The sequence below is a fragment of the Streptomyces sp. Ag82_O1-12 genome, assembly GCF_900182715.1.
Taxonomy (GTDB): Bacteria; Actinomycetota; Actinomycetes; order Streptomycetales; family Streptomycetaceae; genus Streptomyces; species Streptomyces massasporeus.
This window is the reverse complement of the sequence record NZ_FXUW01000001.1, coordinates 881,010-894,266: the sequence shown is the minus strand read 5'-3', so window position 1 is coordinate 894,266 and position 13,257 is coordinate 881,010. Positions and strand designations below refer to the sequence as shown.

10 protein-coding genes and 1 pseudogene are annotated in these 13,257 nt (G+C 70.7%); 3 read left to right on the top strand and 8 right to left on the bottom strand.

All coding sequences use genetic code 11. The features are described 5' to 3' along the window. Nucleotides 1-122: 122 nt before the first annotated feature. Together QOL88_RS04200 and QOL88_RS04195 are read left to right on the top strand one after the other, a co-directional pair. Nucleotides 123-1,670, top strand: a complete 1,548-nt coding sequence (locus tag QOL88_RS04200) for a DUF6519 domain-containing protein (protein ID WP_097222853.1) — start codon at nt 123-125, stop codon at nt 1,668-1,670. Continuing rightward, nucleotides 1,670-2,560 (top strand): peptidoglycan-binding protein, encoded by an 891-nt coding sequence (locus QOL88_RS04195; RefSeq protein ID WP_097215142.1) that lies wholly within the window; start codon nt 1,670-1,672, stop codon nt 2,558-2,560. Before QOL88_RS04200 ends, QOL88_RS04195 begins: the two co-directional genes overlap by 1 nt. 46 nt (nt 2,561-2,606) lie before the next feature. Here QOL88_RS04195 and QOL88_RS04190 read toward each other — a convergent pair whose 3' ends face one another. From QOL88_RS04190 to QOL88_RS04165, 6 genes are all read right to left on the bottom strand, one after another. Further along, the gene (locus tag QOL88_RS04190; protein WP_097215141.1) at nt 2,607-3,857 is read right to left on the bottom strand and encodes a glucarate dehydratase family protein; all 1,251 of its coding nucleotides are present in this window, start codon (nt 3,855-3,857) and stop codon (nt 2,607-2,609) included. Then, nucleotides 3,854-4,762: a 5-dehydro-4-deoxyglucarate dehydratase gene (locus tag QOL88_RS04185; RefSeq protein WP_097215140.1), complete on the bottom strand. Its 909-nt coding sequence runs from the start codon at nt 4,760-4,762 to the stop codon at nt 3,854-3,856. Before QOL88_RS04185 ends, QOL88_RS04190 begins: the two co-directional genes overlap by 4 nt. Nucleotides 4,763-4,785: 23 nt before the next feature. Next, nucleotides 4,786-5,730 carry a carbohydrate ABC transporter permease gene (locus QOL88_RS04180; protein WP_097215139.1) on the bottom strand — a complete coding sequence of 315 codons (945 nt, stop codon included), beginning with the start codon at nt 5,728-5,730 and terminating at the stop codon, nt 4,786-4,788. Next, nucleotides 5,727-6,638: a carbohydrate ABC transporter permease gene (locus QOL88_RS04175; RefSeq protein ID WP_097215138.1), complete on the bottom strand. Its 912-nt coding sequence runs from the start codon at nt 6,636-6,638 to the stop codon at nt 5,727-5,729. The genes QOL88_RS04180 and QOL88_RS04175 overlap by 4 nt, the downstream gene beginning before the upstream one ends. Continuing rightward, complete coding sequence (locus QOL88_RS04170) at nt 6,635-7,987, bottom strand: sugar ABC transporter substrate-binding protein (RefSeq protein WP_257027478.1); 1,353 nt, start codon at nt 7,985-7,987, stop codon at nt 6,635-6,637. The genes QOL88_RS04175 and QOL88_RS04170 overlap by 4 nt, the downstream gene beginning before the upstream one ends. Before the next feature lie 200 nt (nt 7,988-8,187). Next, nucleotides 8,188-8,571 (bottom strand): DUF5997 family protein, encoded by a 384-nt coding sequence (locus QOL88_RS04165; RefSeq protein ID WP_031103267.1) that lies wholly within the window; start codon nt 8,569-8,571, stop codon nt 8,188-8,190. A 58-nt stretch (nt 8,572-8,629) separates the two neighbouring features. Between QOL88_RS04165 and QOL88_RS04160 the strand changes: the two genes are divergently transcribed. Next, complete coding sequence (locus QOL88_RS04160; protein ID WP_097215136.1) at nt 8,630-9,397, top strand: LysR family substrate-binding domain-containing protein; 768 nt, start codon at nt 8,630-8,632, stop codon at nt 9,395-9,397. Nucleotides 9,398-9,445: 48 nt separating this feature from the next. On the opposite strand, the gene QOL88_RS04155 is transcribed toward QOL88_RS04160, so the two are convergent. Both QOL88_RS04155 and QOL88_RS04150 read right to left on the bottom strand, forming a co-directional pair. Further along, nucleotides 9,446-10,210, bottom strand: a complete 765-nt coding sequence (locus tag QOL88_RS04155; RefSeq protein WP_097215135.1) for a DUF4142 domain-containing protein — start codon at nt 10,208-10,210, stop codon at nt 9,446-9,448. Between the two features lie 139 nt (nt 10,211-10,349). Then, nucleotides 10,350-13,174: pseudogene (locus QOL88_RS04150) on the bottom strand (beta-L-arabinofuranosidase domain-containing protein). Between the last annotated feature and the right edge of the window lie 83 nt (nt 13,175-13,257).

Below are 13,257 nucleotides of genomic sequence, written 5' to 3'. Positions count from 1 at the left end.
CGGCCGACGGCGCGCGGCGCACACCGGCCGACGGCGTGCAGCGCACACCGGCCGACGGCGCGCGGCGCGCACTCGCCACCGACTTCGTGAACCCGCACTTCCGAACCAGGGGGACACCCTTCATGCACGCAGACCTCTCCCGCTCCACCTTCCGCCCGGAGCGGCACTACTCCGCGGTCGTCGCCCAGCAGGGCCGCGTCCAGCTCGACGCCGACCTCAACGAGCAGACCGCGATCCAGCTCCACCAGGCCCGCACTCTCGCCGCCGCCCTGATCGGACCGCACGGCGGACCGCGCGACGGCGCCGGTTTCCGCATCGAGTACGTGGGCGGCAAGCACGAGATCGACACTCTTCTGATCCACGGCGGCCGGTACTACGTCGACGGCGTCCTGTGCGACGCCGACCGGCCGGTGGCCGCAGTGCCCGTCACCGAGGAGGAGAGCGAGGAGTCCACGCCGGAGCCGCCCGGGCACTGGACCTACTGGGACCAGCCCGACGGCTTCCGCGACCCGGAGAAGCCCGGCGACCGGCTGCCGTCACCCGCCCAGTCGCCGTTCGTCGCCTACCTCCAGGTGTGGGAACGCTCGGTGAGTGCCGCCGAGGACCCGGCGCTGCGCGAGGTCGCCCTGGGCGCGGCCCTGCCCGACACCGCCGCCCGTGTGAAGGTCGTCTGGCAGGTGCTGGCGCTGTCCCTCACCGCGCTGGAGATCGAGGAGACCGACCCGTCCAGGGAGACCGTGCGGGCCGCCTTCACCCGCTGGGCGCAGCGCCGGGCGGCCCCTTCGGCCCGGCTCGCCGCCCGCAGCGAGCGCCCCGACCACGCGGACGACGACCCGTGCCTGGTCAGGCCGGACGCCCGCTACCGAGGCCCGGAGAACCAGCTGTACCGGGTGGAGATCCACGAGGGCGGCGAGGCGAAGGACGCCACGTTCAAGTGGTCCCGGGAGAACGGCTCCGTCGTCTTCTCCGTCGACGAACTCGACGGCACCTGGGTGCAGTTGGCGTCCCTCGGCCATGACGGCAAGCTGGACCTGGACGTCGGCGACCACGTGGAGTTCGTGGACACCGCCTACGCCTCCCGTCTGGAGCCCCTGCCGCTGCTGCGCGTCGAGGAACTCGACCTGCCCGGCCGCCGGGTCCGCCTGTCCGCCGAACCCGCCCCGGGTGTCGGACGGCTCGCGCACCTGAACCCGTACCTGCGCCGCTGGGACCACACGGGCGGCCCGAAGCGCAAGGGCCGCAGCACGGCGCTGAAGGGCGGGGCCGTCCCCGTCACCGAGGGGGAGTGGCTGCCCCTGGAGGACGGCGTCGAGGTCCACTTCGCCCGGGGCGGCGCCTACCGCACCGGCGACCACTGGATCGTGCCGGCCCGCACGGCCACCGGCAGCGTCGAATGGCCGACCGACCAGGCCCGCCGTCCGCTGCTCCAGGCACCCGCCGGCATCGCCCGGCACTTCGCCCCGCTGGCCCTGATCAAGGGCGAGGGCAGCGCGGTCGACCTGCGCCTGGCCTTCGGACCGCTGGCGAGCAACATGCCGGCCGCGGACGAGGCGACGCTCGCCGCGGAGGAACAGGCCCGCCGCGAGGAGCGGGCCGCCGAGGCCGACCCTTCCCAGGGACGGTCGCAGACCACAGCGGAGGCGGAAGCCGCCGTGGAAGGAGACAACTGATGGCCAAGCCCCTGAGCGCGTCCAAGCTGGTGGAGATCTTGAGGGCCGAGGGCGTGACCGTCCACGAGGTCCGCAGCTGGCGCACCCACAACCGCAACAGCAAGGGCCCCTGGGGCCCGGTGAACGGAGTGATGATCCACCACACCGTCACCTCCGGCACGGCCTCCTCCGTGGACCTCTGCTACGACGGCCACGCCAACCTCCCCGGCCCGCTGTGCCACGGCGTCATCGACAAGAAGGGCCATGTCCATCTGGTCGGCAACGGCCGGGCCAATCACGCCGGCCTCGGCGACGGCGACGTCCTGCGCGCCGTGATCAACGAGTCGAAGCTGCCCGCCGACAACGAGGCCGACACCGACGGCAACCGGCACTTCTACGGCTTCGAGTGCATCAACCTCGGCAACGGCAGCGACCCGTGGCCCGAGGCGCAGAAGGAGGCCATCGAGCGGGTGTCCGCCGCGATCTGCCGCCACCACGGCTGGTCCGAGCGTTCCGTCATCGGACACAAGGAGTGGCAGCCGGGCAAGGTCGACCCGCGCGGCTTCACCATGGACGGGATGCGGGGGCGCATACGCGACCGGCTCAAGGGCGTCGGGGGCAGCACCGAGCCGGCCCCCGACCCGAAGCCGTCGCCCAAGCCGTCCCACGAGCCGTTCCCCGGCGTGGGGTTCTTCCACGTCGGGCAGCGCTCCCCGATCATCACGGCGATGGGCCGTCGCCTGGTCGCCGAGGGGTGCAGCCGCTACGAGGAGGGGCCCAGCCCCGACTGGAGCGAGGCCGATCGTCGGTCCTACGCGCTGTGGCAGCAGAAGCAGGGCTTCTCCGGCAAGGACGCCGACGGCATCCCCGGCAAGGTCACCTGGGACCGGCTGAAGGTGCCCAAGTCGTAGGGGGTGAGCGCGGGCGCCCCGCCCGCCAGGGGCGGGGCGCACCGTGTCACCAGCGGGGGAGCTTCAGCTCGTACTCCGGCTGGAACCGCCGCATGTAGCCGGTGTCGTCCCGGCCGCGCATCCCGGAGTCGACGTACCTCCGGTGCAGGCGCTCCAGTTGGTCGTGGTCGAGCTCGACACCCAGCCCCGGGCCGGTGGGCACCCTGACCTCGCCGTCGCGCACCTCCAGCACGCCGGGGACGATCACGTCGTCCGCGGAGTTCCACGGGTAGTGCGTGTCGCAGGAGTGGTCGAGGTTGGGGATGGCGGCGGCGACATGGGTCATCGCGGCGAGACTGATGCCCAGGTGCGAGTTGGAGTGCATCGACAGGGCGAGCCCGAACGCCTCGCAGACAGCGGCCAGTTCACGAGTGCGGCGCAGTCCGCCCCAGTAGTGGTGGTCGGTGAGCAGCACTTGGATCGCGTCCTGCTCGACAGCCGGCTTCAGGTGCTCCCAGGCGATCACGCACATGTTCGTCGCGAGCGGCATGGGGGAGTCCTTCGCCACCCTCGCCATGCCCTCGATGCTCCTGGTGGGGTCCTCCAAGTACTCCAGGACACCGTCGAGTTCACGGGCGACGTATGTCGACGTCTCCACCGTCCAGGCCACGTTCGGGTCCAGTCGCAAGGGCTGCCCGGGGAAGGCCGCCGCCAGCGCCCGCATCGCGGCGATCTCCTCGTCGGGCGGGAAGACACCGCCCTTGAGCTTGAAGGACCGGAAGCCGTACCGCTCCTGCATCAGCCGAGCCTGCTCGACGATCCCGGCCGGGTCGAGGGCCTCGCCCCAGTCGTCGCCGATGGCCGCACGGCCGTCGAGTGCGGGGTGCTCGGCCCACTTGTAGAAGAGGTACGCGGCGAACGGCACCGCGTCCCTGACCTTGCCGCCCAGCAGGTCGCTGACCGGCCGGCCGAGCAGTTTGCCCTGCGCGTCCAGGCAGGCGACCTCGACCGCCGAGGTGGTCCAGCCGCGCTCGTGGGAGCTGGGCACGGTGGGCAGCAGTTCCGCGTCGATCGCGGCGGTGACGGCGGTGCTGTCGAACACGTCCAGGCCGACGACGGCCTTCGCGGCGGCGTGCAGCCGCTCCAGGCGGACGGTGCCGCCCGTGGACTCGCCGAGCCCCACCGTGCCGTCCTCCAGCACGAGTTGGAGGATCACCCGCAGGGCGAGCGGCTCGTGCACGCCGTTGGAGTTGAGCAGCGGCGGGTCGCCGAACGCGATGGGGGTGACGATCAGCTCACGGATACGCGTGGAGCTCATGCGCCGACCACCTCCAGTCCGTGGTCGAGGAGTTTCGAGAGCCGGGCGACATGCTCAGGTGTCGGATCGAGCAGCGGTGCCCGTACGCCGCCGACGTCCAGGCCGCGCAGGGTCACTCCCGCCTTGACGAGGGACACGGCGTACCCGGGGACCTCGTCGCGCAGGGCGACGAGCGGGCCGTAGAACTCGTCGAGGAGCCGTGAGACCAGGGCGTCGTCGTCCTTCGCGAGTGCCCGGTGGAAGGCCAGGGCGATCTCCGGGGCGAAGGCGAACACCGCCGAGGAGTACAGCTCCACGCCGACGCCCTTGTAGGCGGGCGCGGTCATCTCCGCGGTGGGCAGACCGTTGAAGAACTGGAAGCCCTCCGTGCCCGGCACGGCACGCACCGCGCGGACGATGCGGTGCATCCGCTCGATGTCCCCGATGCCGTCCTTCAGGCCGACGACCCCGGGCAGGGCGGCGATCTCGGCGGCTGTCTCGGCGGTGAGCCGGGCGGTGCCGCGCTGGTAGAAGACCACGGGCAGGTCCGTGGCCGCGATGACGTCCTCGACGTAGCGCACGAGGCCCTGCTGCGGGGCGCTGACGAGGTAGGGCGGCAGCAGCAGGATGCCGTCGGCGCCGGCGCGTTCGACTCGGGCGGCCTGGTCACGGGCGACCGGGCTGGGGCCACCGGCGGCCGCGAGGACCGGCACGCGTCCGGCCGTGGTCTCGACGGCGACCCGGGTGGCCCGCTCGATCTCCTCGGCCGACAGCGCGTGGAACTCGCCGGTGCCGCATGCGACGAACACACCTCCCGCGCCCGCGGCGACACCCGACTCGATGTGCTGGGCCAGCCGTCCCTCGTCCAGTGAACCGTCCGCCGCGAACGGCGTGACCGGGAAGAACAGCACTCCGTGGAACTTCATGTATCCCTCATACGTGGGGGTTGTCAGCCCTTGGTGGCCCCGGCGGCGATGCCGGTGACCAGCGAGCGCTGGAGGAGCAGATAGACGATCAGGCTGGGTACCAGGGCGATGACCGCACCGGCGAGCACCACCCCGGAGCCGACCTCGGGGTCGGTGCGCAGGATGGACAGGGCGACGGTGACCGTGTAGTCGGTGGGGTCCTTGGCGGCGATCAGGGGCAGCAGGTACTGGTCCCAGATCATGATGAAACCGAGCACCCCGGCCACACCGAGCGCGGGCTTGCACAGCGGCAGGACGACCTGCCACAGCATGCGCAGCTCTCCGACGCCGTCGATGCGGGCGGCCTCCTCGATCTCGGTGGGGATGTCCTTCATGAACTCCGTCAGCAGCATCACGGAGAAACCCCAGGCACCGAGCGGAAGGATCACGCCCCAGACGGTGCCCTTGAGGTCGACGCCGACCACCGGCACATGACCGAGGACCAGGGACAGCGGGATGGCGATGACCTCCTCCGGGAGCATCATCGTCAGCATGAACAGGGTCAGGATCAGCGCCTGGCCGCGGAACTTGTGCCGGGCCAGCGCGTACGCGGCCAGCGTGCACACGGTGAGCTGGAGCAGCAGTCCACCGCCCGCGATGACCAGGGAGTTGCCGAAGTAGTCCCATATGCCCCGGTCGCCCGCGACCTGGAAGTTCAGCAGGGTCGGGTGGTGGGGGAGGAACGACAGGGTCGAACCGCTGGCCTTCTCGCTGAAGGAACCGGAGAAGACCGTCAGGAACGGGGCCGCGAAGACGCCCAGGGCGAGCAGGCAGAGCAGGATGCGCAGCGCCCAGGCGGGACCCGGCCGGTCGCTCCAGCCGAGGGCGGTGTCGAAACGGGCGGGGGTGGTGCGCTGCTTCCCGGCGGACGTCCGCGTGGGAGAGGCGGTCACCGGGGTCCGGACGGGATCGATGGCGGGGGCGCTCATCTCACGTCTCCCCTCTTGCGGAGGTAGTTGACCGTGACGGTGAGCAGCAGCGTCACGCAGAGCAGAACCACGGAGGCGGCCGAGGCGCCGCCGATGTCGTTACGGGTGAAGCCGAGGGTGTAGGCGCGGGTCATCCACACGTCGGTGGAGCCGGCCGGGCCGCCGCCGGTGAGGACGTAGACCTCGGTGAAGACGCGCAGTCCGCGGATGGCGGCGAGGGTGAGGACGATGCCGAGGGCGGGCCGGATGGCCGGCAGGGTGATGTGCCGCAGCCGCTGCCAGAGCGAGACGCCGTCCATCGCGGCGGCCTCGTACAGCGACCGGTCCACGCCCGCCAGCCCGGCGAGGATGATCACCATGTTGTACGGGGCGAGCATCCAGATGCCCATGGCCATCGTCGCCCACAGCGCGGTGTCGGGGTTGTCCAGGTAGGGCACGGGCCCGAGTCCCAGGAGCCCCAGACCGCTGTTGATCAGACCGTCGGAGGTCGGGTAGTACATCAGCCGCCACATCTCGCCGACCACCGCGGTGGCGGTGACGACGGGCAGGAACACGGCGGTACGGATGATCTTCAGCGACCGGGCCTGGCCCTCCAGCAGCAGCGCCAGCGCGGAGCCGACGACGATCCCGCCGAGGGACATCCCGACGCCGAGGAGCAGGGTGTGGCCGATGGCGTCCTGGAAGCGGTGGTCGGTGAGGACCCGCGTGTAGTTGTCGAGGCCGACCCACTTGTCGCCGAGGAAGGGCCGCACGTCGAAGAAGCTGAGCCAGACGCCCTTGCCCATGGGCAGGAACTTGAAGACGAGGGCCAGCAGCAGAGCCGGGGCGAGGAACAGCCAGGGCAGTACGGCCTTCTTGCTGATGATCCGGGCTCTGCGCGGCCCGGGCGTCGTCGCGGTCGCGGTCATTTCAGCAGCTCCTGGTCCTTGAGGTCACCGGCGAGGGTGTCGTTGAGCTCCTTCAGGCCGGAGCGGACGTCGCTGCCGCAGTAGGTGAAGATCGCGTTGAGCGCGTCGGCGGTGTCCTGTTTGATCGGGGCGAAGTTCGGCGCGTTCGGGAACTGCACGGAGGCGGTCTCGTACGCCTTCTGCACCACGCTCCAGCGGGGGTCGTGGCGCACCTTCGCAGCGTCGAGCGTGGAGTTGACCGGGATGCGCACGACGGGCTGGTGGTCGCCGGTCATGGCGAGTTCCTGGCCCTCGGGGGAGACGAGGAACGCGGCGAGCGTCTGCTCCTGCTTCGTCTTGCCGGTCCGGGCGCCGAAGTAGATGTTCTCGCCGTCGGCCAGCACGTTGTTGTTCCCGGCCGGGCCCGAGGGCGCCGGGAGCACCTCGTACTTGTCCTTGCCGAGCGCCTTGTCGAAGGTGGAGATGTTGTACGGGCCGGTGAGGTACATCCCGGCATTGCCGTCCTGGAAGTTGGTGGTGTTCGCGGTGACCGAGGTCAGGGCGCTGGGCTGGATGACACCGTTGTCGCCGCAGAAGAGGTTCTTCTTCATCCAGGTGACGGTGCGCAGGGCCGCCGCCGAGTCCATGGCGGGCCGGTAGCCCGACCCCTCCTTCCGGAGGATCCGCACGCCGCCCTGCCACAGATAGCTGGCGCCCCACCAGGCGACGTAGCCGTTCTGGGCGCTGCCCGGGACGACCATGCCGTACGTGTTCTTCCTGCCGTCCCCGTCGGGGTCGCGGGTGGCGAAGGCCTGGGCGAGGGCGAGGGTGTCCTGCCAGGTCTTCGGCTGCGGCAGGCCGAGCTTCTGGCGCCAGTCCTTGCGGACGAACAGCGTCATGGCCTGCCGGGAGTACGGGATGCCGTAGTGCCTGCCGTCGAGGCCCACCGTGGACGACCAGGACTTGGCGGTGATCTCGTCATGTCCGGATATCGAGGCCGGGGTGATCGGCTTGAGCAGGCCCTGGGCCTGGTAGCTGCCCATCAGGGCCGTGTCGTTGATCATGACGTCCGGCAGGTCCTTGATGGACGCGCGGCTCTGCAGTTGCTGGTCGAAGTTCATGACCGGCTGGAAATCGACCTTGATGCCGGTCTTCTTGGTGAAGGCGGCGAACACGCGGTCGTAGGTCTTGGCGGACTCCGGATCGCTCCGGGTCCACACCTCCAGGGTGTTCGGGTCGCCGGCCCGGGCGCTGCCGGAACCCGAGCCGCAGGCGGCCGTTCCGAACAGGAGCCCCGAGACGGCGAGGGTGGCGGTCAGGCGGCGCACGCGGCGGAGCCGCATGTCGACGCAGCGTCGGCGATCCCGCATGGTGGTTCTCCGTTCATATTCGTGAACGCCCTTCACGAATCTAAATGATCGGCCAAGCTACGGATCGCTTCCTCGCCATGTCAAGACATGGCCGAAAGGTTTCACCGAGGTCACACGGCGGCCTGAGGCACCAAGGAAACGGCGACGGCCCCCACCGGATCATCCGGTGGGGGCCGTCCGAAAAGTGCGGGGTGCCCAGGTCAGGCCTGACGTTCGGCGTTCTTCTTCTTGATCCGGGCCGATTCCTTGCGGACCTCCGCCTGGGTGGCGCGCTCCCGCACCAGCCACTCGGGCCCTTCCTGCTTCAGTGCCTCGATCTGCTCGGTGGTGAGGGGCTCGGTGACACCCGCGCGGGCGAGGCCCGCGATGGAGACGCCGAGCTTCGCGGCGACCACGGGCCGGGGGTGCGGGCCGTTGAGCCGCAGGTCCTGCAGCCACTGCGGCGGGTTCGCCTGGAGCTCGTTCAGCTCGGCTCGCGAGACGACACCCTCCCGGAACTCGGCGGGTGTGGCCTCGAGGTACACACCCAGCTTCTTCGCCGCGGTCGCGGGCTTCATCGTCTGGGTGCTCTGGTGCGACGTCATGCGGACCAGCGTATCGAGCGTGTGCACGACCTCCGACCACGGCCGGTAACCTGGCCAGGTGACAGGCTCGGATGCAACCCCCTCGTTCCGGCTCGCCTACGTCCCCGGGGTGATGCCCGACAAATGGGTGCGCATCTGGAACGAGCGGCAGCCCGACGTCCCCCTGACCCTCACGCAGGTGCCCCCCGGAGCGGCGGCCGAGCGGCTGCTGGGCGGGGACGCCGACGCGGGCCTCGTCCGTACGCCCGTGGACCGCGAGGTCTTCAGCGCGATCCCCCTCTACACCGAGCAGACGGTCGTCGTCGTGCCCAAGGACCACCTGGTCACCGCCGTCGACGAGGTCGCGCCGGAAGACCTGGCCGACGACATCGTGCTGCACCCCCTCGACGACGTCCTCGACTGGGAGAGCCTCCCCGGGCGGCCCGCGCTCGAACGACCGGCCACCACCGCCGACGCCGTCGAACTGGTCGCGGCGGGCATCGGCGTCCTCGTCGTCCCGCTGTCGCTCGCCCGCCTCCACCACCGCAAGGACCTCACCCACCGGCCCCTCAGGGACGCCCCCGAGTCGAGCGTGGCCCTGGCTTGGCCCGAGGACGCGAAGACGGACCGGATCGAGGACTTCATCGGCATCGTCCGCGGCCGCACGGTCAACAGCACCCGGGGCCGTCAGCAGCCTCCCGCCCAGGAGAAGCCCAAGCGCGACGACCGCCGCAAGCCGCAGCCGTCGAGGTCGGCGGGCGCGAACCGGCGCGGAGCCTCCGGCGGTGCGGCGAAGGGCGGTGCGGCGAAGAGCGGCAAGCGGGGCAAGCCCCGCCGCCGTTCGTAGGACGGGGAGCCGCGGCGAGACCGCGGCGCCCGAAACCCCGCCCCCGGGTCAGCCGGCCGACGGAGACGGAGACGGCGCCCCGTAGGACGGATTGGGGGCTACCGTCTGGAAATCCTTCAGGTCTTCCGGGACCGGCAGCACACGTACCGGCGAACCCTGCTGCGGCGGCGGCGGTGTCGTCTGCTCTTGGGGCAGCTTGGGCGGGGCGGTGATCTGGAAGCTGACCTGCTCCTGGTTGATCAGGCCGGTCTTCTCCAGGATCGTGATGTGGTCGAGAACGGTGTCGTTGGTGGTGTCGGCGAGCTCCCGCACGAGGCTGTTCCGGGTGGTCGCCCGGATTTTGGCGATCGTCGGGAAGATGCCCCCGTGCGCGACGCGCATGATGGTCACGGCCGTGGAGTCGAACTCCTTGCCGGCGCTGCCTTCCGCCGTCGCCACGAACTGCTGCTGCTGCGGCGACGGCTCGTTCGGCAGGGTGATGCCCAGCTCCGTGGAGACCTTGCGGCAGCCCGCGTCGAGCCGGCCGTGGCCCACGAGCAGATGCTTGGCGACCTCCTGCATCTCCGGCGTCGTGCTCCGCTCCTTGATCAGCTGCCCCAGCGGGTACTCCCACAGTCCGGCCGCGCGCACCCGCACCACGAAGTCGCGGTCCGCCTCGGTCAGCGGACCGTACTGGGTGTTGGCGATGATCCGGTCCTGGCCGGAAGCCGTGTTCTGCACGCCCAGCATGCTCGGGTAGGCGAGCGCGGTCAGTGTAAGGATCAACGCACCGCCCACGAACGCGGTTCCTGCCGTGCTGCGCGAGATGCGCATCGTGCCTCCTGGGAATGTCAACCGGCCCAACACCAAGAGGTACGGATGCCAGGGGCGAAACAATCACCCCCGCCGTAAAAAAGTTCGGGCGTGTGCGGCGCCCGCCGCGGACGTCGCACACACCCGGCCGGGCGGGCGCTCAGGGCTTGTACGAAGCCGCTCCCGCCGTCGCCACCACCGTGTCCCCGTCCGCCCTGCTCAGCAGCCCCGCGCTCACCCACGCGTTCACCGTGGACCGCACCCGCGCCACCAGCGCCCCCTTGTCCCGGAACGGCGCCCCGGCCCAGATCTCGTCCAGCAGCGTGGTACCGCCGGACTTCGCCGGGTTGGCGACGCCCGAGTCCCGGCCGCCGAACACGACCTTCGGTTCCGCGCGCCGGAAGCAGGCGTGCGTCGGATCCTCCGTCCCTTCGGCGAAGGGCGCCCACTCGGTCCCGTCCAGCGTGAAGTGCAGCGGCTGGCCCGGCACCGGTGAGAGGGAGTGCGACAGATCGCCGGACAGCCCGGCGTCGCGGTACAGCCCCACCTTCAGGTACTCCGTGGCCGCGTGGCGGGCGACCAGGTTGAGAGGCCCGTGGAACAGGGTCTGCAGGGACGCGTCGTCCAGCGCCTTCTCCACCCGCGTCCGGAACGGCACGGCGATGCGGACGGTGTCACCGGCCCGCCAGGCCCGGGACACGTCGAAGTAGCTCCCCGGCTTCGGACTCCCCGACACCACACGCCCGTTGACGGTCACCCGGAACCCGGCGGTCGCCCAGGACGGCACCCGCAGCCGCAGCGTGAAGGAAGCACTCCTGCCCCCGAAGGTCAGCGTGCTGCCCTGCTCCTGCGGGAAGCGGGTCGTCTGCGTGACCGTGATGCCCTTCGCCGCCCAGGTCAGCGTGGACGCGCTGTACAGGTTGACGTACAGCGCGCTGCCGTCGGCCTTCGCGAAGTACACCGAGTCCTGGTACTTCGTGGCGCTCTCCATGCCCGTGCCCTCGCAGCAGGTCGTGCCCTGCTTGGGCGTGTAGTCCCGGACGTGACCGGGCGTCAGCCCGATGAAGTACGTGACGAGCGGCTTCTCCGCATCCGGCTTGTCCTGCTTGGAGCCGAGCACCTGGTTGTACAGGGCCCGCTCGTAGTAGTCCATGTACTTCGGTTCCTGCTCGTGGAAGAACAGGGTCCGGCTCAGCTTCAGCATGTTGTACGCGCAGCAGGTCTCGGCGGTGGTCGCGCCGATCGTGCCCGCGATCACGTCCCGCGCCTTCCAGAACTCCCCGGTGCTGGTGCCGCCGATGCCGTACATGCGGTGCGGGACGACCATGTCCCAGAAGTTCCTCGCCGAGGTGAGGTAGCGCTGCTCGCCGGTCTCGTCGTACAACCGCACGTAGCCGGTGAAGATCGGGATGTGCTGGTTGGCGTGCAGCCCGTCGAGGATGTCGGTGTTCGCGGCGCAGGCGTCGATCAGCCGGTCCAGGTCGAACAGCTTGGCCAGCGCGAGGTGTTCGGCCTTGCCGGTGATCGTGTGCAGATCGCAGATGGCCTCGACGATGCCGCCGAACTCGCCGCTGGAGAAGATCCCCACATGCGCTGGAGCGTGGCCTCCGGCAGCTTCGACAGTCGCGAGTACATCCAGTCGCACATGCCCGACGCGAGGTCGAGCGCCCGGTCGTCGTCCGTGGCGGTGTACGCGTCGAGCAGACCCCTGAGGATCTTGTGCGCGGTGTAGTAGGGCGCCCACACCTTGGTGTAGTCGGAGGTGGTCCTCGACTCCAGGTCGATGAACTGTGTCTCCGGGTACGTCGCGAGGAACCCGGGGTGGCTCGGCCCGCCCCAGGTGCGGCGCAGGGTGGCGGCCAGGCCGCGGCCGGAGGCGTCCGCGAAGGTCCCGCCGGCCGTCTCGTCGAAGGCGTAGGACGCCAGATCGCCCCGGCCCGTCGAGGCGTCGGCGGCCCGGTGGCTGTGCAACTCCGTGATCTCGGCGGCGGTCAGCGCTCGCGAGAAGACGTTGAACTCCTCGAAGGCGCCCGCGAAGACCGGGTCGGCGGAGTAGTTCGAGCGCCCCAGCCAGTTGTTCTTGAGCGTGCCGAGGGCCGCCGGGGTGAGGCTCATTGCGGTGTTGCGCGCCACGGCGGTGCCGTTGACGTAGAGAGTGCCGGTGCCGCCGGCGATCGTGACCGCCAGGTGGCTCCACTGGTTCAGCGGCAGCGCGGCCGTGCCGTCGAGACCCTGCTCGCCGCCGGCTCCCGACGTGGTGACGGCGAAGCGCGGCACTCCGGCCTGGTTGCGGGCGGCCAGGTACAGATAGCGGTCGGTGCCGTTGCCGAAGTCGAAGATCCGCGCCCAGGCGGCGTCGTGCGTGGGCCGGACCCAGACGGAGAGCGTGACCGCCGAGGCCCCGCCGAGGACGGCGGCCGGCAGGTCCACGTACTGGTAGGAGCCCCGGACCTGGTCCGCCGCGCTCCCGAACCTCCCCGCGACGCTCAGCACCACCGGATCCCGCCGCAGCGCCGCGCGCACCTCGGTCAGCGCCCCGACCATGGTGGCGATCCGGTCGGCGAACACCTGCTCCTTCGTCCCGCGGTACGCCTGCGCCAGCATGGTCAGGAAGTGGCCGGTGTAGTGACCCCGCAGATTGCCGTTGGCCTCGCCGTCCAGCCCCTCCCAGCCGCCCGGCGCGACCGCCCCGCCCGTGGAGAGACCGGCGTTCGCGCGGAACACCTGGAGCAGCCGGTGCACGTCGTAGCCGCGGGCGTGATCCAGCATCAGCTTCCGCTTGTCGGCGAAGACGCCCTGCCCGAGGCGCACGTCCTCCAGCCCGAAGGGCCGGACGGTCCAGGCGGACGGGACCTCAGCGGCGGCGGCCGCGTCAGCGGCAGGAGCGGCCGAGGCCCGCCCCGTCGCCGCCTGCGACAGCGCGGGTACGGCCGCGGCGGCGGTCGCGGCCTGAAGAAGGGATCGTCTGGAGAGGGGCCGTGCCATGGGTGCTCCTCCACGGGTCAACGGTGCTCACGGGTCATCGAGTGGTCGATATCTCGAACGCTGTGCGGATGATCGACCAGACC